Here is a 21,393-nt window from a genome sequence, read left to right on the forward strand (position 1 = left end):
GCCGCCTCCTTTCGAGACTGCCTTACTACTCTTCCTCTTCGTCGTCCTTACGTCGCTTACGTCGAATCAGGTAAATAATCAACAGAATCAGGAGAACGAGGATCAACATCCCTAAGGCACCCAGCGCCACGAGTAACCAAATATTAAGACCTTGGTTATCAACCGAATTTTTGTTGTATTTATCGGCTTGTGCTTTCGTAATCGTAAAGTTACGATCAAAAACCCACTCATGATCCGTATTCTTTACCACCATGTGCAGGTGATAGTGGCCCGCTTCTAACGCTGTCTTCCCATATAACATAGGATAACTATACGTTGTGTTCGGTGCCATCTGGACATTTTCCTGTTTGGCCTTTTGAACGACCTCTCCACCATCACGATTGGTAATTGTGGTGGTCGTCTTCAAATTAGGGATCATCACTGCTGTCGTATTTCGAATGTTAGCAATCACGCCGCGATGATAGTTACTGAGGCCCGCACTGACTTTACCCAAACTCATCGATGGATTAGGCACACGTCCCATCGTATACTTCATTCCAATAACGTACGAATAGCGACTCTTCAGGTTGCCGGCACCTTTAACAGTCCCCGTCACCTTATCGTCAACACGTTGAAAATACCAACCACCGAGAATGACGCCATTAAAGTTCGTTTTTGGAATATTTACTTTAGCTGTCACCAATCGCGAGCCCTTGGCGGGAATTGTAATGGTCTGTTTTCCCTGAATCTTGGTAATATCACTCATTTTATAACGTAACGATGGATCATATGACTTAGCAGCATTCACGTAGTCAATCGCTCCTGCTGAACCAGTCCAGGCCGTATGAATAGCCGTCTTAACGTTAATTTCTTCATTTGTGACATTGTAAACTCTAACCTGTAGTTTCTGCGTCTCATTAGAATTCATTCTCAAATCGAAAAATGAATTATTCTTGTTGATTTGATTACTTGGTAATTTGGCAGACACGTTGTACCCAACGTTATTAGTTGCTGTCGCCGCCTGCGCGCTGTTTCCATCAGAAAACACCCCCGCACAAACGAAACTAACTATTGCCATCATCACCAACCAAACCCGCTTAAATCCTAGCATCCTTACACCTCTGCCTTACCCTAGTTAATGCATCTCCTGTAATATCTTTATAATACTACATTCATAAACAAAAAGGTGTTCATTCGCACAGAATGGACACCTTTAATCGCATTTTGATAATTACTTGCCTGGGGTGTCACTTAAGGTCCAGTTCAATTGGCCTGTGTAAGTACCAGTAGCTACGTTAGTAGGCACATTCAAAGTAACATTTGCAGGATCAAGTTGCATGGTCGTTGCACCGGCACCAAAGCCAGTTTTAGCTGAGTAGATCGTGTTGGCAGTACCATCAGTTGCTAATGCACCCGTATCAGTCTTATCAATTGTAGTTCCTTCAGCATCGGCGGAGTTCTTAACAACGGCCTTGCTACCATTAAGATCAATGGTTGCACCCTTTAGATCGCCAACTTTAGAGTCAGTTAATGCTGAACTGTTAACTGTAACTGTCCAACCAGCGTTAGTCCCACGAGTATCGGAAACTTCAGTTAACAGGTTAGCGTTGGTTTTGAAGGCATTGTTGGTAACGGTAACAGCGTTGGTCGTCCCATCAGCATTCTTACTACCATCACTAATGCTTTGCGTCGTCCCAGAAGTTTGTGACTTGATTGGCGTAGTGGCAGAACCAAAGTTAATACTGTCAGAAACAAACAGGAAAGTTAAATCGCCACTAGGATTAGTCCCACCGTTTGGATCTTCTGGATCAGTTGTGTTACCTGGGTCAACTGGCTTAGTTGGATCAGTTGGATCAACAGGATTAGTCGTTGAATCTGGCTTAGCGAAGTGAACAGTGCTACTCGTGGTACCGCTGAATCCATCACCGGTAGTGTTTGCACTAGCTGCAACTGGAGCAATAGTCCCTAATAATAATGCACTTGCTAATAAAATACTGCTTACTGTCTTCTTCATAATTTATGCACCCCTCATAATTGGTTAAATCCCTCAATATCCGACAACAACTCTTTGATATTTAATAAGCTCAATCGCCTCTTAACCACTAGTCACCGCAAAGACTGGCTTCGCTTAGTTAAGGGGAGATCTTTTTGTAACTTCCTCCCTAGTCGGACGTTACGCTTTACCAAATATGTAACAAGTACATTATAACGTGGGAAGGTCTGCCTGTAAATAGTTTTTCCAATTAAAAACGAAACTTTTTCAAAAAAAGGCCAAATTCCTTATAAAAAGCGTTATATCAGTCCTTGTAATCGTTAACAAGTTCGTAAGTAAAACTTATTTTATCGGAAAATAGTGAGCGCTTTACCAAATGTGGTTAAAAGTTAGTCAAGTGATAATGCATCACGCCCCTTTCCTATCAGAGTAACTAATTATTTCGTGGCAAAATTAAAAGCCCCAGTCTCCCGGAGCTTCTTGCTTAATCTTTCGTCTGTAAAAGCTGCTGCACCAGCTTTTGCGTGGCCGGTGCACGACCGGCCTGACGATCCTGCTGAACTAAATAGTACTGCTGTAGGGCGGAAAGCGTCAGTGCTTCATCCTGCTGAGCCAATTGATACAAGCGATGATAATCCGCTGCCACCACGGTAAAGCTGTCACGCCCCTGAACTAATTGGCGAAGCTGTTCCGTTGTCACGTGATTCTTACGTGCTGGCACCCAGCCCGTCGTTGGCTGCTGGTCTAAACGTTGTTGAAGGGCCGTTCGTAGTCGCTCCGGCCAATCCACTGGCACCGGCTGTCCCGCTGCCAAATCCGCTTTTAAATGAAGCAATTGGGCGTATACCGTCGACGGCACCTGGCGACCTTCCCAACTCTGGCGCAATTGGGCCAACTGCGTCTGCCGCTGAGCCGGTGTCAGCTCAAACCCTACGGCCGCATTAAAGACATCGTCATCCCAATCACGCTGGCGCTGCGCCGCTAATCGCCGTGTCTGGCGATTAAGGTCGGCCACCAAGTAACGCGGCACAATCTGCAGACGCGCCGCCTTGATCTGACCCGTCCGCGCAAATTCGGTCGCCATGACCCCCAACTGATAAGAATTCACCAGTTTATTTAACGCCTGGGGCATGGGAATCGTGGCCAGTTGTGCCTTAAACGCGGCTAAGCTCAGGTGTTGCGTCAATAATCCCGCGACCGCGCCCAAATATCCGCGATAATCTGCCGAAGCCCGTAACGCCTTCTCCGCCGCAGACTGGGCCGTGTTGGCCGCTGCCCAAGCCGCCTGTTCTTCCTTAGCCGCCAAATCTTGAGCCCGTTGCTGTTGCCGTTGAACTCGCTCATGACGCTTCGCCGTGGCCGCCTGTGCGGAAAGCCGTAGCTGATCGTACGCCGTCAAATAAGGGGCTAGCTGCTCGTCTGGCAACTTCTGCGTCCGCCGCCGTAAATAACCCGTGACGGTAGATTTCGTGCCATTATGGACCCAACGCTGCCTTCTCCGGTGCCGCTCAGGCAAGTCTGGCAGTGCATCCTTCGTCCATAAAATCTCCGGCACTACTGGATAGTGATCCGTCAGCGCATCATACTGGGCGACGGCGTGGAAATTATCTTCGGTCGTAATCGCCATGAGATACTGCATTTCGTCGCTCATAAACTTCTTCACGCATTCGGATCCCACCAGAATCTCTCGTCCGGTTGCGCGCAAAACCACGTGGTACTCGTAACGCACCGGCTTATGACACAACGCACAGTGGTGCCAGTCGGCTCGGCGGTCACTGGCATTAATGGCATACGGCAATCGTGCCAACAATTTCCACGCCAGACTCCCCGTAACCAACCAGTCTAGCCGTTGCTCCTGAATGAGCGCTCGCGTCGACCGCGTCAAGAAATCACTGGTATCCTTCACCGTCGGATGATCCCGCAAAACTGGGAGCACCTGCGTCAATGCCGGTAACTCCAGCGCCGGTTGAGTCAATTGAAGAAACCGGTTCTGCGCCGGCGTGAGCAACGTGATTGCCATAAATTTTCCAGTCCTTCCACAGTTAAATATCGTTTGCCTATCATACCATATTTCGCCAGTAAGGGGAACGTACGTTTAACTAGGCCGACAAAAAAAGATGGCCCGCGCCATCTTTTCAAAATTTAAATGTTGACCATCATGACCGCCCCACCAATCAGGATTGCTAGACCAATTGTCTTCGGAATCAGCTGTTTCAGGTTAGCCTCTTTCAAGATCACCACGCCCAGCAAGGTCGCGACGACCACGTTCAGTTGTGTCAGCACGAACCCGTTGACTAAGCCATTGAGATTCAGCGACATCAGGTACGTTCCCGCCGCCACGGCAAAGATAAAGCCCGAGGTAATGTTGCGTAACCCCCACGGATCCTGACTCGAAATCTTCTTTCGACCCACGAGGTAAATAGTGAGGGCCCCAGCCATCATCCCCAGCGTTTGCGGCAAGAAGCCATGCAGGCCCTTGCTCACCGCATAGTGCGGAAATCCGGAATAGCCCCAATACCCGACACAGGTCACAATCAACAGGATGTATGCCCCAATATCTTTACGGGACACGTGAATCACGCCGTTACTGATCATCACGCCAGACAGGATAATCACGAGCGCAACGATTCCTAACACGCTGTCGTGCCAACCGACCCACTCGCCAAAGACCCAGCCGCCAATCAGCGAATTCCCAATGATTTGTAGCGCCGTCGAGAACGGCACGGCATTATTGACACCCAGCGCGTTATAACTCCAGTACTGCCCGCCTTGGCCGACGCTCCAGCAGACGCCCGAACAGAAATAAAGCAGAAAATCCGTGAGGCTGACATCATAATGGAAGATGAGCTGCAACACAATCGCGCTGATGACGCCACCTACGCTGGTTCCCAACAGTTGCTCCGTCCAATTACCACCCGTCCGCCCTTGCATCCAAATGGGAAGAATTCCCCAAAATAGCGCCGGCATGAGTCCGATAAGGATGTTCATCCGCCCACCTCATTTCTACCTTCAGTAAGATTAATCGTACGCCTATAATGAAAGCGCTGTCAATAACGTCAACGGCAATTCTTTTGTCCATCTTGCCCCGCCTGTTTCACGACGCCTGTCCATCGCAAAATAAAAGGACCGCGTCACAACTCATGACGGGTCCGCTAACTTCGCTTACAATTTTCCATTCATAAATTGAGCTTCACCATTGCCAAAGCTCCAGTCGGCCTTGGTATTCGTGGTGATGTTGATTAACACATCGGTTGGCGGTACGCCTGCACCAGCGGCTAATTCTTTAACCAATCGCGCATAGAACCGCTCCTTATCCGCCTCTTCACGGGGACTCGACGTCAGGCTAACAATCAACGTTTTTTCCGTGCGATCAAAGCCCAGACCAACGTCCCACACGATCATTTCTTCTGGATCGTGCTGGGTAACAATCTGATAGCGATCACGCGGTAGTAGGTGTAATTCTTCCGTGGCGACCTGATAAGCAATGTCCAAAATCTTCTTGATTTCCGCTTTGCTCCGCCCTCTGTACATATCAATTCGCATTAATGGCATAATCGTTAGCTCCTTTTGAAAAAATCTTCTGACAACTCAATTGATTAACACTGGTGGTCTTACCCTAGCAGGTTCAACGCCAATTCCCTAACGCTACGACTCGTTGATTTCAGCCGAGCTACGCGACCACCCTTACTGACAAGAGTCATTCTACGCGGAAACGAGCACCAATAAATTGACAATTATCAAGAAGTTAACTTTTATATCCATTAAAGCTTAAAAAGGCCGAGATTTCTCATCTCGACCTTCTGTACTGTTTCATTTAATCTTCATCAATCCACGCCTTCAAGGCGACGCCGGTTCGTGAATCAGCCTGCTTGATGGCCGCTTGCGGCGTCCCACTAAATTGAATGTGACCGCCGTAACGACCCGCGTCCGGTCCCACGTCAATCAACCAATCAGCTTGACTAATCACAGCCAGATTGTGTTCGATCACAATCAATGAATTGCCCGCCGCGACGAGCTCATTGAATAATTTCAGCAAGCGTGCCGTATCCTTCAAATGTAGCCCCGCCGTGGGTTCATCCAGCAAGTAGACGGTCCCCTGCTTGCCTAACTCGACGGCCAACTTCAACCGCTGTAATTCACCACCAGACAAGGTAGTCAGCGGCTGCGCTAACGTGAGATAGCCCAGTCCCACGCGATCCAAGTTCGCCAATTGACTGGCTAATTTGGGACTGTCCTTGAAAAACGTTGCCGCAGCCGTGACCGATAATTGGAGAACTTCAGCGATGGTCTTACCTTGATACGTGTACTGCAAGGCTTCCTCGCTATACCGCTTGCCCTGACACAACTCACACGTCTGAACAACCGGGTCCATAAACGCCATATTGGTAATCGTGACGCCCTTCCCCTTACACCGCGGGCAAGCACCCTTACCGTTGTAGCTAAACATGCTGGTGCCAACGCGACCGTTTGCCTGACTGAACAGCTTACGGATCTCATCTAAAATGCCTAAATAAGTCGCTGGCGTCGACCGAATGTTAATCCCCACTGGCGTCTGGGCAAGGTCAATGTAGTCCTCCTGCAGTTGCCGTTTTAGCGCCGTGACCAACGAGGATTTCCCCGAACCGGCCACACCTGAGATCACCGTCATGACACCCAGCGGCACGTCCACGCTGACATCTTGCAAATTATTCTCAGTCACGTGGCGTAAGGCTAAGTGCTGCGTTGACTGCCGCTCTGGGCCCCAAGTGTGCGGCCGCCGTAGCCATTCCCCGGTCAGCGTGTCCGAGGCCAATAACTCTGGGTAAGTGCCGGTAAACGTCACGGTACCGCCGCCCTGACCGGCTTGTGGCCCCATTTCAACTACATAGTCGGCGAATGAAATCATGGCGGGGTTGTGCTCCACGACTAACACCGTGTTGCCCTTATCCTTGAGCTTAGTCAGCGCCTGCTTAATCAACTGAATGTCGTGTGGATGCAGACCTACACTGGGTTCATCCAAAATGTAAACCATATCTACCAGAGCACTCGTCAGATATTTGGCAATCTTAATCCGCTGGGCCTCGCCGCCTGACAGGGTGCTGGTGCCCCGATCCAGCGTCAAATAGCCTAGGCCAATGTCAACCAGCGACTGAATCTTCGTGGTCAGCTCGCGGACAACGTCGGTGGCCAAGGGCGCCGTGATTGCCTGTAAGAAGGCCAAAACGTGGCGTAAATCCATAGCTGACACCTCAGCGATATTACGCCCATTAATGTGGGTCGTTAAAGCTTCCGGCTTCAACCGGGTGCCGTGACAAACCGGGCATGGCTTACGCGTCACAATTTTAGCGATGGCCTCGCGGTGATGCTGGGCTTCCTTTTTCCCGATAACCGACCGGCGAATCCGCGGCACGACGCCTTCATAGAGGGCCGTGTGCGGGAACCCCTCACCCGGGTGCTTGAGTCGCTGTTGGGGCGCATGCATCAACAAATCATATTCTGCGGGTGTATAGTCCTTAATTGGCTTGTCGTTGTCAAATAACCCGCTGGTGGCATACCGCCGCCACCGCCACGTATTGGGCCCAAAACTAACGAAGGTGATGGCCCCCTGGTTAAGGGACTTATTGGGATCAATCAACTGGTGCTCGTCAATATCATCCACGTAGCCTAAGCCCTGGCAAGCCGGACACATCCCCTGGGGGAGATTAAACGAAAAACTATCCGAATACCCGATGAACGGCTTCCCAATTCGCGAAAACAACAACCGCAATAAGGAATAAATCCCCGTATAGGTGGCCAACGTCGAGCGGGCATTCTTCCCCAACCGCTGCTGGGCAATCACAATCGCGACCGGCAAATGGTCAATGTGGCCGACGTGCGGCTGACCATATTTCGGTAAGTATTGTTGCGTAAAGCTAGGAAACGTCTCGTTGAGTTCGCGCCGTGATGCCGCCGCAATCGTATCGAACACCAGCGAGGATTTCCCCGATCCCGATAGGCCAACGAAGACCGTGGTCCGGTACTTAGGCACCCGCAAATTAACGTGGCGTAAATTATTTTGAGTCGCATCCTGAATCTCAATATACCCCTGGTCAAATGTGTTTTGCATGCTAGACTCCTTTCGTTTGTCTACCGTTCAAATATCGCGTCATAGCAGTCACTTTCACCGTTTGCGTTCACTTAATCACGCATCAATGACGCCTACCGAACTAGCTTACCATACTCTAAAATTGAACACCAGTTCGACGACCTTACAAGCAAATATTCCCAAAAACTGGCTTAAAACGCTTATACTCGAATTTGTGATTAAGTCTATCAAGGAGGAATTCTGTTATGTCCTTATTTGCAAAGCACCCCTTAAATCTCCCCGCCGCCATCATCGCCGGAGGAGCGGCCGGCATCGTCTCTGGCCTCGTTAAGCTCGGTTGGGAGAACGTCTTACCACCCCGGACTGAGGAACGCGACGCCACCAATCCACCGCAAACCCTGCTCGAACAATTCGGTATTCCCGCTAAGGTGACGCACGCGACCTATACCTATTCTGGGCACAAGTTGCCTTGGGTCAGTTACGTCATCCACTTTGGCTTCTCGACCACCTTTGCCGTCCTGTACCAGATTGTCGGCGAAAAGCTGCCGTTGATTAAGAAGGACGCCGGCACCTGGTTCGGCCTCACCATCTGGATTGCCTTTCACCTCGGGATCATGCCAGCCATGGGCATCGTCCCAGCAGCGAAGGATCAGCCGCGAGAAGAACACCTTTCCGAAGCGCTTGGCCACATTGCGTGGATGGTCACCAACGATCTCGTCGGCGCAGAAGTCTACCGTCGCCTCGTCGCTGAAAAGCACAAGTAAAGTCTCACTTCATCGTTGGAGGTGCTGCCACCCATGAATCCTTGGCAAACAAAATGGCCGGAACGCTTGAGCTACGGGCTCAGTGATGCCGCCGATAACTTGGTCTTCCAAATGATGACCACCTATCTTCTGTTCTTTTACACCGACGTCTACGGCCTGAGCGCCAGTGCCGCCGCCATTCTTTTCGTCGTCGCCCGGCTGGCCGATGTGGTCGAAAGTTTAATTATCGGGTTGATGATTGATCGCACCCATTCCAAATGGGGCAAGAGTCGCCCGTTCTTCCTGTGGTATGCCCTGCCCTACGTGATTTTTGCAATTCTGACCTTCGTGACGCCCCCATTTGGCGCCACCGGCAAGCTCATCTGGGCCTACGTCACCTACCTGGGACTGGGCTTCTTCTACACCGCCGTCAATCTTCCCATCACCTCGATTCTCCCCACGCTCACTCAAAATGACCGCGAGCAAACGATGCTGGGCGTGATTCGCCAATTCTGCGGCAGCTCCGTTCAAATCATCGTCGCCGTCTTCACTTTACCGCTGGTGGCACTCTTCGGACATGGCAATCAGCAACAGGGGTTCCTGCTCACGATCATCCTGTTCGGTGCCATTTCACTGGCACTGATTTGGAACACATTCTTTCACGTCCACGAACGCTTCAGCAATCCCGAACAGTCCCATCAGTCCTGGCGATCGGTTGGCCACATGCTCCGGCAAAATAAACCGTGGCTGGTCATCTCGGTGGTCATCCTGCTCTACTGGTTAACCACGGCGATTAAGAACCAGACGACCATTTACTACTTCAAATACATCCAACACAGTGAGAACTTAGTGCCTTACGCCAACGGCTTTACGTTTGCCGCCCTCATTGGGGTCCTGTTGATCGTCAACTCCGCCAAGCAATGGGGCAAGAAGCGGACGATGCTTAGCGGCATTGCGATTGCGGCAACGGGCCAATTAATCCTTAGCCTGGGCGTAGTCGCCAACCAACTCATCGTGATTTTTGGTGGTATCCTGCTCAACTCCGTCGGTAACGGCCTAATTATCGGGCTAGTCTCCATCATGATTGCGGACACGATCCGCTACGGCATGGCGATGGGCATTCAAGCCGAGGGCATTCTCGCGTCCACCGATGACTTCGGCGTCAACGTGGGCCTCGGGCTGGGCGGCCTGATTACGGCGGGGCTCTTTCACCTGTCCGGCTACGTCGCTAATCGCGGCCAAAATGTGGCGACGCAGCACATGATCACGCTCAACTACGCTTGGCTACCGCTAGCCCTCTATATCATCATGTTTGGTATCTTACTGCTGTACAACGAACGTCAATTACAAGCGGCCATCACACCAGCCGATCTGGATGGTTAACGCCACTTTGTCCTGCGATTAGGGCAGAAAAAAAGGCAGTACGACTTCAAGAAATGAGGTCGTACTGCCTATTTAGTTAGCTTAAGATTAGTTCACTAGCCGTGTGTCCGGCTACGATTGGAATTACGACGCTTGTCATGTAAGCTATCGAATCCAACAAAGCCAGCCGCTACGGCCCGATCATTCGCGCGGTGTAATACCTTGATGAAATGTTCTGCTTCATCCTTACCGAAGAAGCCTAACCAACGGTGGAACCGTTCGTCGGTCGCTTGAGCCAAGTTCCGTTGAACGCGGCTCCCTGCGGCAGTTAAGGTAATGTACTTAACCCGCCGATCATTGGGGTCGACCTTCTGCATCACATAGTTTTCCTTGAGTAACACATTAACCTGACGAGCGATAGCGCTCTTGGAGACGCCTTCTAATTTGGCAAGTTCAACCAACGTTTGGCCATTCTTACTCCGAGCAACGTTTTCCATCACCATGAAAGCCTCAAAGGTTAAGTTATACTTTTGGGTGGGAATCGAAACGAAATCACCGATGTATTTAAAAATGTGCATGTATAAGTCGTCAAACTCTTTCTTCAATTCTGCTTCCGTTACGTTGTCATTCGTCGTCTCTGTCATTATAAATCCATTACTCCTTTTAGTTTCAGCGCCGGGCGCTGCCTATTACCGTCCTGAATTGGGTACAGCCCACGGGTCTTAAGTTTAGTTGAAATAGTCAGCCACGTCACCAGTCAATATTATGTAAGTGGATAACCCTACTTACTTTTTACTATAAAATTATCTTATCCAATGAAACAAATTATCGTTTTAATAAAAAATTAGCGATTGTGGTTTCCAAAACCAAACACACGTTCTATAATAGATTCAATCATCAAATCAAGGACGTGATAAAAATGTTCACCCCAGCTCGTCAACAAATTAAAACGTTACTCCAAACTGCTTACCAAAAAAATCAACTGACTACAATTAATAGCCACAATATTACCTATACGGGAACCGTAGACTTTATTTCGCCGACGACCGTTTACCTCGGTCTAGCAGCCGGCCGTTCCCGCAAGATTCCCCTTGCGCAGATCAGTCAGGTAAAACTACACCAATTTCAATCTTGGTGGCACCTTTATGATTCAACCATACGGTAACTCCCTCTAGTATCTCCTCAATTGACCAAAAAATAAACCTTTTTTCGTAAATTGTTGGTATTTTATTTACAATTTACGGTAAACGCTATCTTCCGTATTTATCCCCTGTTTATCGCCCCTTTATTGCCAATTAAACTACGGCAAAATTCGCGTGAACCACTTTTGATTATAACGCTTCCAGTCCTGCAAATTCTGCACCAGATTATTTAAGCTGGTAACAATTGCAATTTTGCATAGTTTGACTCATTGAAGGGGTTCAACCGCTCATTTGCGAAAATATTACCCCAAAAAATAAAGCTCCCCTAAACCATTAGCAATTGCCAATAGTTTAGAGGAACTTTGTTCATTAATCAAGTCGAATGCTTCCATGAACTGTATCAATCATAACCGTGTGGGTCGCATCCTCACCAATTGCACCAATCTTATGGTGACTGTCATCCAATGTAAGCTGCGCCACCCGGGGAACTCTTAGGGAACCATCATCGTTCCGTACGTCGAACTTGTACGTTGCCTGACCAGGCATTTCCACACTCGCGCCGCCGTTACCGGTCAACCGTAAGTCGGTCGTTAACTCGGAAACGTCTACGCTAATTTTGCCATTGCCGGAATGTAAGTGACCACCGCCACTCAGCCGATGAACCCGGATCGCCCCGTTACGAGAGGTCCCATTGACTTGACCAGTGAGGCCCTCAATGCGGATAGCCCCATTGCGCGAATTTAGCGTCGTATTCCCCGTCTGATCCGTCAGGCGAATAGCGCCATTGGAAGACTCAATCTTACCATCGCCATCCACATTCGCCAGGGTCACTGCGCCATTGGTACTCGTGACCTGATAGCCGGTCGCCGTCAGTTGATCCACCCGTACGGCGCCGTTGGTTGACCGAATGGCGACGTTCATCACTTGGTTGTTAAATGCCCGGATAGCGCCGTTAGTGGCGTGTACATCGTAATCAGCGTTCGAACGCAGGTCGCTGAGCTCCAAACTTCCATTGCCCGCGTGCACCTGAACCTGTCCCGCTAGCGCACTAGGAATGAAGATCTCCGTGCGCACGTGTAGCGGCCATAGCCGCGGCCGATCACCCTGATGAATTTCCAACTGGGTCCCATATTGGCGGCCATGCAGGTAGAAACGTTCACTGTCACGACTCATGTATTCATTGACCACAATTTCTGAAGCGCTGGCCTGGCCAATTTTGAGGGCTGCGTCGGGATAGTCGATCACCAATTTCTTCACGTCGCCGATCGCAAAGGATTGCGTATTGACCAGCTTGAGTGAGCCGACGTAAGCGCGCTGTGGCCGTTCACCATTGATCTTAACGTCATCGCCGTTCACATCAATAAAGCCATTGCCCACTGAAACGTGATCGCCATCGACCTGGACCAACTTTCCGAGATCAACCTTATCGTTATCCCCATCAACCACCACGTGATCACCCCAAGTAACCTGATCATCCGTAATGTGGAGCTTGCCAATCTGGACGTGTGACCGGGTGGTTGGCTCATCCTGCTCCGCGGCCTTTGCCTGATCGCGCTGAGCATCTTCATCCGCCACTTCTTTGAGGAGACTGTCGATATCCCCCAACTGCGCCATCGCTTCGTCAAGGGCCTCTGGGGCGGCCATCCCCTGATTGATCTTATCCGTCACTGCTTCGGTGAGATCACCGACTAGTTCTTCTTTTAATTCCGTCAACGCGCGGGAAGGTTGATACTGGCTAAACCGTTGATCTAACCGCGTGCGAATGTCCATCGTAATATCATCCATGCCTAATCCTCCTCAATAATCTTGCCTGTAATCAAATCATCGATAATCGGCTTGGCAAACTGCCAGTCCGCCGTCTTTTCAGTCAGCATTTGCTGTCCTACGGCTGTCACGTGATAGTACTTCCGGCGCGAGCCCTGGGTCTCATCTCCCCAGTAGTCCGTCAGTGCCCCGTTCTTTTCCAAACGGCGAAATACCGTGTACAGCGTCGCTTCGTTTAATTCGTAGTGCCCATGACTGAGCTCACGCACCCGCTTCGCCACTTGATACCCGTAGCTGTCACCCTGTTGCAAAATATTCAAGACAATCGTATCCGTATGGCCCCGGATTAAATCTTTAGAGATCACCTCAGCCATGTTGCCACTTCCTTTCGTTCATTTGCATGCATTTAATGTATCACATACTACTGTGCGTGTCAAAGTAATTATTTCAGAGTAGTATTTTACTCGTCGCTTTCCGCCTTACCGTTCGCCAAATTTGGGCTGGATCGCTGTGGGGAGGACGGCCAGAGCCACAGAGCGGTCTCTGACCTCGCTTTGAGCCGTAAACCACGTCTCAAAGGCGCCATTTACCATTCACCCCATCGAGAAAATTTCACCAGCTCCAAGTTTGATGACCGCAGCATCATCCGTGGTTAAACTTTTCTAACAGCAAATAAAAAGACTGGGAAATCACTTCCCAGTCCATATGTAGCCGGATATTTACTTACTTCAGCTCCAAGAAAGCCCCTGGTAAGAGTCCTGCAACCGTAGTCTCTGCCAGCGCGCCCTTTTGGTTCGTCAGGTAAATCACCGCATCTTGATCAAAGAACTCGCTAATCACCTGACGACAGGTGCCACAAGGGGCAATCGGCTGATCCGTGTTCCCCGTCACCAGCAGTGCCGTGAATCTCTTTTCGCCGGCAGCAATTCCTGAAAAAATCGCCGTCCGTTCGGCACAGTTAGTCGAGCCGTATGCCGCGTTTTCAATATTACAACCACCGTAAATTTTACCGCTAGCACCTACCGCTGCTGCCCCCACATGAAAATGTGAGTACGGCGTGTAGGCACGGTCCAACATATCAGTAGCAACTTGCAATAATTCTTCTCGCTCCGCCATGGTGTTTCCTCCTTAGCATAGGTCTATGGTGCTCCTTAATTGTGACATAGTTTCAAAGAAAGCGCTACCATTCGAACGAAATTTCTAGGGTTTTCTTTAACTTTTAATCAAACCGCTATTTCAGCCAAGAACTCATGGTACACTTAGCCTTATTAAACTTAATTTTAGGGGAGCTTTCTGTCGAAATGAAAATGTTACGCAACATCTTAAGTTGGGTTATCCCCATTCTCGTTGCCGCTATCTTGGTTTTTCTGGTGCGGACGTATGGGCTGGAAGTCGTCAAGGTTTCTGGTGGATCCATGGAACCGAATCTGGCCGACACAGAGCGGATGATTGTGGTGAAGCCACTACCCGTTAAACGTCTGAGCGTGATCGTCTTCGATGCCTTCGGTGAAGATCCCAACGCCGCTAAAGACACGAACTACGTGAAGCGGGTCATCGGGCTACCTGGCGATAAGGTCGTCAGCAAGAACGGCTACATCTACGTCAACAATCATAAAATTAACCAATCATTTATTAGCAAATCTGAACGAACCACGGGCACTGGGAACTGGACCCTGAGCAGTCTTGCCAAGGATCACAACTGGTCTTATAAAGGCAATGCCGTTCCCAAGGGCCACTACTTCGTGCTAGGCGATCACCGGAGCATCTCTGAAGATGGCCGGGCCTGGGGTTACGTCGAAGCCGACAAAATCATGGGTGTCGTGAAGGTGCCATTCTGGCAAGGAACCAAGCAACATCGGATTAACGTGAATGATCGGGCGAGTTAGTCAGCACACGACCCAACTCGCTTCTTACTAAAAATGGTTAAACAGGCAACACAAGGACCTGTTCAACTCAGAGACGCTCTCCAGTCTGACAATTATCTGTCGGGCTTGGGAGCGTCTTTTTTGGTCAAAAAGAAAAGCGGGTCGACACCCGCTCCTCTCAATCACCTATTCCTAAATCGTAATCCTTAACTAAACATCTTCTTCGTTGCTCTCATCAACGTCTTCGGATCTTTGTCATAACGTGGCGTATCAACCAAGTTATCCATTGGCACACCAGCAAAGTGGAAGGCGGCGATTTCACCAGACCGGGTCGCACTTTGTTCCGTAAAGATCATCTGGTAAGGTTGCTCAACGAATTCACCGGTAAAGGCCAAGTTCGTGGAGTGTGCTGGAATAACCTCTGGCCGATCACTCTTTGCCCGGTTATTGAACAGGGCTGACGCATATGGCATGTAAACTGGAATGTTGTTGACAATACTGTCGAGGATTTCCGCTTCATGGTTCTTAATGTTATTAGGACCTGGATCAACCTTGGACAATTGCCCAATCAGTTCTTGCGCCATTTCCTTCCCGGTCATCTTGATGTATTGCTTGTGGACAAATTCACCCTGACGCCGTGGATACAGGAAGTAACCCCAGATAACGGATTCATTAGGTTTCTGCGTCGTAAAGTGTGGTTGGTGGTGCACCACAATCGACATGTTCACATCTTTTTGCCCTAATGGGGTAATCGGGGTGGTCGAAATGAAGGAGTTCAACGCGTTACCAGGAACTTGCGTCGTAATCCGGGTAATTTCATTCAATAACAGGTGGTTCTTAGTCGTCAACGTGAAGCTGACCCATTCAGAATTCTTCCGGTCATCGAAGAACTTATCCGGCGTCCCCAAGTTGTAGAAGCGTTCCGTGGCTTTCTTCCACAGAGCGGCACTGATCCCGTATTCCATGTTCTCTGGGGCCGGCGTGTTGTAATCCCCCATCGTTGCCGAGTCAGTGATTGACCCGTTGGTGAAGATCACAGCCGTGTCGTCGTCGATGTCAACCAGCTCTTCGGTCCCGTCTTCCACGTTCTTGACGTGTAAACCAGTAACCGTAATCTCGTCTTGCATCGCACTGTCAGCGAACTCCCAATCCGTCACAATCCGGTTGGAAATGAAGGTGACGCCCTCATCCTTTAAGTAGTTGATCAGTGGTAACATCATACTTTCAAATTGGTTGTAACGGGTCCGGTTAACCCCAACCAAGTGTTCAATTTGCGTAAATTCATAGATCATTTGGTGCATGTAGCGGCGTAATTCTTGAACCGAACTCTGAATTCGGAAAGCAAACGTGGTTTCCCACATGTACCAGAAGTTAGTCTGGAACATGTGCGGATCGTCTTTGAAGTATTCAGCGATCGTCACGTTATCCAGCTTAGTTTCCTCTTCATCTGGCATTAAGACCAGCTTAGACAACAATACCCGATCTTTGTTGTTCAAGCCCAGCTTGCCGCCATCGATGATACCTTTGCCGCCTTCCATCAACCGGGCAATATCATAGGTCCGGTGATGAGCGTCAAAGTCCCGCGTATCCTCGGCAGCCGTCATGCCTGCCTCAGTCGCCGATGGAATCCGGTCAAGTAAGTCCATTAAATCAACGTACGTTCGGTAATTCAGCATCCGGCCACCACGAGCAACGTAGCCCGTGCGGTTGTCCAACGGGTGTTCCTTATTCCAGTATTCATCACTGAAATCTTTGGTTTCGCCACCATCGTTGGCCCCGTGCATATCAGCGCCGTAAAAAGTAATATTTTCACCACGCCAATGGCCTTCTTGAATCAGGTAAACCGCCGCGGCCATATTAGAAAGGCCAGCACCGATCATTACTGCTTTTGTTTTAACCATCAAAAACACCTCCGTAGATTCTTTGAGCCCTTTACGCCTTCATTATGCTTGCTTTGTCATGCATTGTAAAGCGTTTACATGAACTAATTAGCAACTTCTAAGAAACGCAAGGAAACCTTAATCTGTCGGCCATTACAACAGGGCGTGTCATAATTGTAATTTCCCCGGTGACAGTCTAACTATCTTCTACGGTTGAATTGTGGGCGTGCTCCCTCGTAAATAAGCTAGGGGCGTCATCCCCGTGTAGCTTTTGAATACGCGCTTGAAATATGTCACATCATTAAAGTCTACACGGAAGGCCACGTCAGTCACTGAATCCGGTCGATGCCGCAGATATTGTTGGGCCATCTTAATCCGATACCGGTTAATAAAGGCTATGAGTGTCTCTCCAGTCACCTGCTTGAATTGCCGTGACAAATAAGTTGGCGCTGTCTGGGCCGCTGCAGCAATTTCTATAAGGCGAAGTTTCTCCTGATAGTGACGGTGGCATGAGATTCCTAATTTCGGTTACAAGAAGTAAGGTCACCAACCACACTATTTGGAATTCAAGACAGCAGTCAAAAAGCCAATCCAGTTGTGGGTTGGCTTTTTGACATTCTACTGTTGTTTATACACGATTCCTGGTCCCGTTATCTTTTCCTTATCACCATCTAAGTATACCGTCAGCTTTGCAAACATCTTCCGATTGTCTATACCATTGAAGGTAACAGAGAAGGGACGATCCTTTTGAGCCGTCCCCCTGTATGAATAAATAAGAGCTGGAACACGACTAACTCCTAATCGCTTTACAACTGATGAATAAGCTTTAGGCGTTACTTCTTTTTTTAGCAATGTTAAATTAACCTCATCCATCGTTCCTTCGTGCCATCTATCCAAAAATTTCAATTTGGTTTTAGCCCCACTACCAGTGCGATAGACATAAACGATGTATTCATCATCCCTAGCTAACTTAAGTTGAGAAATCTTATTCAATTCAGCATAACTTATCGGGTAAAAGATTTTTCGATAATTATACAAATGGACGGGCAGTATCTTAACACCCAGAAACAACATCACAATTAAACCACTCATGATTAAGTGTCGACTGAAAAACTTGTTCATCACCAACGAGGCAATAGCCAACAGCATCCCCACACCGATGAGTCCCAAATAAAACACAAGACTAAAATCCCAATGACTCACATCATTTTCCATAAAAAATTCAACAACCGTCAGAATGACACTCGCAAAAAGAACAGTAAACACAATCCCCACGACTCCCACAGCTATCCGACGTCCCTGCATCCTCCCCACCTCTTTCCGTCAGCTGGTTTAACAACCATTCTCCACATAGGGTCTTTTAAGTTAATGCCATCTTACCGCAACTATTCCAATTTTCCACAAAAAAAAGCGGATGGCCCGCATGCCATCCGCTTTTTCAAATTATACTGGAGTATCTTACTTAATCAGCTGCTTTGAACTGGCCAGCAGTCAATTGTGATGCCAAGACCCAGCCCTTAGCTTGGCCGCCCTTCACGTAATCGTACTTTACGTGCTTGTTAGCCTTCTTAATGGTGATCGTCTTGGTTGCGTAGAAGGTTGTGCTTTCTGGTAGAAGGCCCTTCTTGGTTAACGTCACCTTAGCTTGGTCAGCGGCAAATTTGCCTGAGTAGAAGGCTGGGTGGTTGTCCTTGAAGTGGAAGGCTGTTTTCTTCAGGTTCTTGGCACTAATCAGCGTGTAGGTCTTACCGGCAATCTTGTCGGCTGCTTTGTTAATGTCAGCCTTGCCATCAGCGGCCTTAAAGCGTCCAGCGGTCAGCTTGGAGAAGGCGACCCAACCCTTAATCTTCCCGTTAGCGGTCTTGATGTAGGCGTAGGTGACCTTCTTGGCCTTAGCTGTCTTGGTAGCCTTGATTTTAACGACAATCTTCTTGGTTGCGTAGTAAGTTTGGCTACCACCCAGAACGCCCTTCTTAGCCATCGTCACTTTAGGTTGGTCCGCTGCAAACTTTGCGCTGTACAGTGCGACGTTAGTCGTCTTGACGTGGTAAGCTGCTTTCTTCATTGCTTTAGCACTGATTAAGGTGTGGGTGGCTTTTTTGGCCGCTGGTTTAGCAGCCGCAAAAGCAGTCAGCCCATCGTTTGCGGGAGCAATGGCGCCCATCCCCAATGGTAATACCATAGCCGCTGCTGCTGCGATCATTGCAACTTTTTTCATCATAACAATTACCCCCCAGTAAATTTTCGAATTCATCCCTGAACTCAATTGGTATCTTAACATGGTCTTTTTCAGTGAGCTGAAATAAGCCCCCGTTTTAACAAAAAAATCCGCCGAAATGTCGAACCAACGGTAAATTAAGGGAACTAACCTCCCGGCCCCCGAAATAGTGCTTCCGGCCAAAGGTGCAAAATGCCTAATCAGTCACGTTTATAACCATTTGCCGGGTCGTTTGCTACCACCAACAATAAAAAACGCCCCAGGTCAACTCAATCAACCTGAGACGTTTCTACTACTTAGTTATTCGCTTTAACAATAGCCTTTGCAATCAGTGACGTGTAGTGCCGGTTCCCGTAATCATTCGGGTGGACGTGATCACTGACGAACCATTTCGGCTCATTTTTGGCCGCCGTGTACCAATCGATAACGTGGACATTCTGATACTTGTCCGCCGTCTTATGAATCCGATTGTTCACAGAGTTCTGCCATTCACGCGTTGGCACGTGGGCCGTTACCCAGAAAATCTGGTGGTTCGGTCCAATCGCATGGACAATATCATCCGCCTGTTCTGGCGTCACGTAGCCATTCGTCCCAATATTGACCAAGACGTTCTTCGCCAATTGGCCTTGCTGCGCCATGCTGTTAATGATATCTTTCATATCCGACGCTTGTCGCCCAACCTTACCATTAACGATTGCGCCTGGAAAGACATCTTGCAAGTCCCCGGAATCATCCAGTAGGACTGAGTCGCCAATCGCCGTCAACGGCGTTTGCTTACTCCCGAGCACCTCTTCCGGCGTCAGATAGTAGTACTTAGCCAACTTCTTATCGGCCTCCGACAACTTAGAGAACGCCACGGCTTTATCATGTTTCTTCTTAGATGAAGCCGCCTCGAGGGCCTTTTGCTTCTTCACTGCCGCTGCGTTCTTCTTCTTAGTCGCCGCTTGCCGAGCCGTAATGGTCTTCTGTAGCGCCGTTGGTTTAGCGGCAGCGGGTTGTTGCACGAACCCTACTGCGGTTAATCCAAATAGCAAGGCCGCGGCTACCGCAAACGTGTTGGCAAACCGGTGAGCGCCCGGTTGCTTCAGATAACGACTGATATCGCTGGTCAGCTGACCATAGTGGTAATGCCGCATCGGGTTCTCAATCCACCGGTAGCTCATTTCCGTGACCAACATAATTAAGGCAACTTCCACTAGAGCATGGAACAGTGGGTGATTTCCAATATTAATCTTAGCTTCATAGAAGATCATCACTGGAAATTGGTAGAGGTAGATGCCATAGCTCCGTTTCCCCACGTAACTGAAGACGGGGTTGGAAAGCAGCCGATTCATGTCGCTTCCTGGATGGGCAACCGTGCCGACCAAGACGCCGGACAACACCGTAAACCAGAACATACCGCCGCGATAGGTGCTAGCCGCTTGACCATTCATCGTGAAGAAAAGGTAGACCAACGCGATCAGTGATGCCCCACCTAAGATGTCCAGCGTTAACCGTTGATTACGGCCAACGGTGGCGTTTAATTTATGAGCGGGCCAAACAAATGCCATCCCCGCACCAATTAAGATCGCAAACATCCGGGTATCCGTCCCGTAGTAAACTCGGTTAGGATTGTTAGGACTGTACAGCGCCGCCATCAAGACGGCAGATACGATAGCGACCACCATCAAAATGGCTAACCGTTGCGTCTTCTTCCGTACAAAGAGCAACAAGCCCAGGACGACTAATGGCCAGACTAAATAAAATTGACCTTCAATGGACAGTGACCACAGGTGAGTAAAGGGCGACTCCCCACTGAAACGATCAAAGTACGACTGCCCATGACCAATTTCAAACCAGTTGTAACCGTAAATCAGGTTTGTCAGTACCGTTCCCCGAATGTTAACCAACAAACTCCGTTGAAATAGCGTGATATACGCCGTGGTGCCCAAAATCATGGTGACTAGTGCCGGATATAAACGCTTTACCCGGCGACCATAAAAGCCCCAAATATCAATCTTCTTAGTCGTATCAAACTCTTGAATCAACAAATATGTAATTAAATATCCTGACACCACAAAGAAAATGGGGACTCCGAGATACCCACCTTGAAGCGTCGATGGCGCCAAATGATAAATAATAACGCCTAAAACAGCAAGCGTCCGAATCCCGTCGAATCCGGTGATGTAACGCCGCTTACTCTGCCGTTGCCGGCGCAGCCCCATGCGCGTCAGTTCCGTGTTGAAATGATTCATCGCAATTACTCCTTCTCTCCTACGCTGCTGTTGCTCCCCCAAACTAATTAGTCACTAGTTATTTAAATTTTTACGTTATTAAATGAGTTAACCATAAATATTAGAATCGGTTTGTTTCATTAGCTTCCAATGATCAGCGACCGTGCTCG

At 49.1% G+C, this 21,393-nt stretch carries 18 protein-coding genes; 3 read left to right on the forward strand and 15 right to left on the reverse strand.

Features of this window, described 5'->3' with window-relative positions; all coding sequences use genetic code 11:
* Window positions 1-25: 25 nt before the first annotated feature.
* From HF569_RS05860 to HF569_RS05885, 6 genes are all read right to left on the reverse strand, one after another.
* Window positions 26-1,090: a DUF916 and DUF3324 domain-containing protein gene (locus HF569_RS05860; RefSeq protein ID WP_168901679.1), complete on the reverse strand. Its 1,065-nt coding sequence runs from the start codon at window positions 1,088-1,090 to the stop codon at window positions 26-28.
* A 120-nt stretch (window positions 1,091-1,210) separates the two neighbouring features.
* Window positions 1,211-1,993 carry a WxL domain-containing protein gene (locus HF569_RS05865; protein ID WP_168901680.1) on the reverse strand — a complete coding sequence of 261 codons (783 nt, stop codon included), beginning with the start codon at window positions 1,991-1,993 and terminating at the stop codon, window positions 1,211-1,213.
* A 463-nt stretch (window positions 1,994-2,456) separates the two neighbouring features.
* Complete coding sequence (locus tag HF569_RS05870) at window positions 2,457-3,992, reverse strand: hypothetical protein (protein WP_168901681.1); 1,536 nt, start codon at window positions 3,990-3,992, stop codon at window positions 2,457-2,459.
* 122 nt (window positions 3,993-4,114) lie between these two features.
* Window positions 4,115-4,960, reverse strand: a complete 846-nt coding sequence (locus HF569_RS05875; RefSeq protein ID WP_168901682.1) for a GRP family sugar transporter — start codon at window positions 4,958-4,960, stop codon at window positions 4,115-4,117.
* A gap of 174 nt (window positions 4,961-5,134) precedes the next feature.
* On the reverse strand, window positions 5,135-5,524 hold the full coding sequence (locus tag HF569_RS05880; protein WP_168849989.1) for a tautomerase family protein: 390 nt from the start codon (window positions 5,522-5,524) through the stop codon (window positions 5,135-5,137).
* 262 nt (window positions 5,525-5,786) lie between these two features.
* Window positions 5,787-8,057, reverse strand: a complete 2,271-nt coding sequence (locus HF569_RS05885; protein ID WP_168901683.1) for an ATP-binding cassette domain-containing protein — start codon at window positions 8,055-8,057, stop codon at window positions 5,787-5,789.
* A 224-nt stretch (window positions 8,058-8,281) separates the two neighbouring features.
* Here HF569_RS05885 and HF569_RS05890 point away from each other — a divergent pair, with 224 nt between their 5' ends.
* Together HF569_RS05890 and HF569_RS05895 are read left to right on the forward strand one after the other, a co-directional pair.
* Window positions 8,282-8,800 carry a DUF1440 domain-containing protein gene (locus tag HF569_RS05890; protein ID WP_168901684.1) on the forward strand — a complete coding sequence of 173 codons (519 nt, stop codon included), beginning with the start codon at window positions 8,282-8,284 and terminating at the stop codon, window positions 8,798-8,800.
* A 33-nt stretch (window positions 8,801-8,833) separates the two neighbouring features.
* A complete protein-coding gene (locus tag HF569_RS05895) occupies window positions 8,834-10,162 on the forward strand; it encodes an MFS transporter (RefSeq protein WP_168901685.1) in 1,329 nt (442 codons plus the stop codon).
* A gap of 95 nt (window positions 10,163-10,257) precedes the next feature.
* On the opposite strand, the gene HF569_RS05900 is transcribed toward HF569_RS05895, so the two are convergent.
* The 4 genes from HF569_RS05900 to HF569_RS05915 all read right to left on the reverse strand — a co-directional run bounded on the left by HF569_RS05900 (window position 10,258) and on the right by HF569_RS05915 (window position 14,163).
* On the reverse strand, window positions 10,258-10,785 hold the full coding sequence (locus tag HF569_RS05900; RefSeq protein ID WP_168849993.1) for a MarR family winged helix-turn-helix transcriptional regulator: 528 nt from the start codon (window positions 10,783-10,785) through the stop codon (window positions 10,258-10,260).
* 867 nt (window positions 10,786-11,652) lie between these two features.
* A complete protein-coding gene (locus tag HF569_RS05905) occupies window positions 11,653-13,068 on the reverse strand; it encodes a DUF4097 family beta strand repeat-containing protein (RefSeq protein ID WP_168901686.1) in 1,416 nt (471 codons plus the stop codon).
* 2 nt (window positions 13,069-13,070) lie between these two features.
* Window positions 13,071-13,421 carry a PadR family transcriptional regulator gene (locus tag HF569_RS05910; protein WP_168849996.1) on the reverse strand — a complete coding sequence of 117 codons (351 nt, stop codon included), beginning with the start codon at window positions 13,419-13,421 and terminating at the stop codon, window positions 13,071-13,073.
* Between the two features lie 349 nt (window positions 13,422-13,770).
* The gene (locus HF569_RS05915) at window positions 13,771-14,163 is read right to left on the reverse strand and encodes a cytidine deaminase (RefSeq protein WP_168849997.1); all 393 of its coding nucleotides are present in this window, start codon (window positions 14,161-14,163) and stop codon (window positions 13,771-13,773) included.
* 185 nt (window positions 14,164-14,348) lie between these two features.
* On the opposite strand from HF569_RS05915, the gene lepB reads away from it, so the two are divergent.
* On the forward strand, window positions 14,349-14,933 hold the full coding sequence (gene lepB, locus HF569_RS05920) for a signal peptidase I (protein ID WP_168901687.1): 585 nt from the start codon (window positions 14,349-14,351) through the stop codon (window positions 14,931-14,933).
* A 185-nt stretch (window positions 14,934-15,118) separates the two neighbouring features.
* Here the strand turns inward: lepB and HF569_RS05925 are convergent, their stop codons facing one another.
* The 5 genes from HF569_RS05925 to HF569_RS05945 form a co-directional block, all read right to left on the reverse strand.
* A complete protein-coding gene (locus HF569_RS05925) occupies window positions 15,119-16,813 on the reverse strand; it encodes an oleate hydratase (protein ID WP_168850002.1) in 1,695 nt (564 codons plus the stop codon).
* A gap of 186 nt (window positions 16,814-16,999) precedes the next feature.
* Window positions 17,000-17,308 (reverse strand): helix-turn-helix transcriptional regulator, encoded by a 309-nt coding sequence (locus HF569_RS05930; RefSeq protein ID WP_332870964.1) that lies wholly within the window; start codon window positions 17,306-17,308, stop codon window positions 17,000-17,002.
* 102 nt (window positions 17,309-17,410) lie between these two features.
* Entirely contained in the window at window positions 17,411-18,097 is a 687-nt protein-coding gene (locus HF569_RS05935; RefSeq protein WP_168901689.1) for a hypothetical protein, read from the reverse strand.
* A gap of 157 nt (window positions 18,098-18,254) precedes the next feature.
* Window positions 18,255-19,013: a hypothetical protein gene (locus tag HF569_RS05940; protein ID WP_168901690.1), complete on the reverse strand. Its 759-nt coding sequence runs from the start codon at window positions 19,011-19,013 to the stop codon at window positions 18,255-18,257.
* A 293-nt stretch (window positions 19,014-19,306) separates the two neighbouring features.
* Window positions 19,307-21,244, reverse strand: coding sequence for an acyltransferase family protein (locus HF569_RS05945; RefSeq protein ID WP_168901691.1), 1,938 nt, complete (start codon window positions 21,242-21,244; stop codon window positions 19,307-19,309).
* Window positions 21,245-21,393: the final 149 nt, after the last annotated feature.

The organism is Levilactobacillus tujiorum (assembly GCF_012641185.1).
In the GTDB taxonomy this organism is placed as follows: domain Bacteria; phylum Bacillota; class Bacilli; order Lactobacillales; family Lactobacillaceae; genus Levilactobacillus; species Levilactobacillus tujiorum.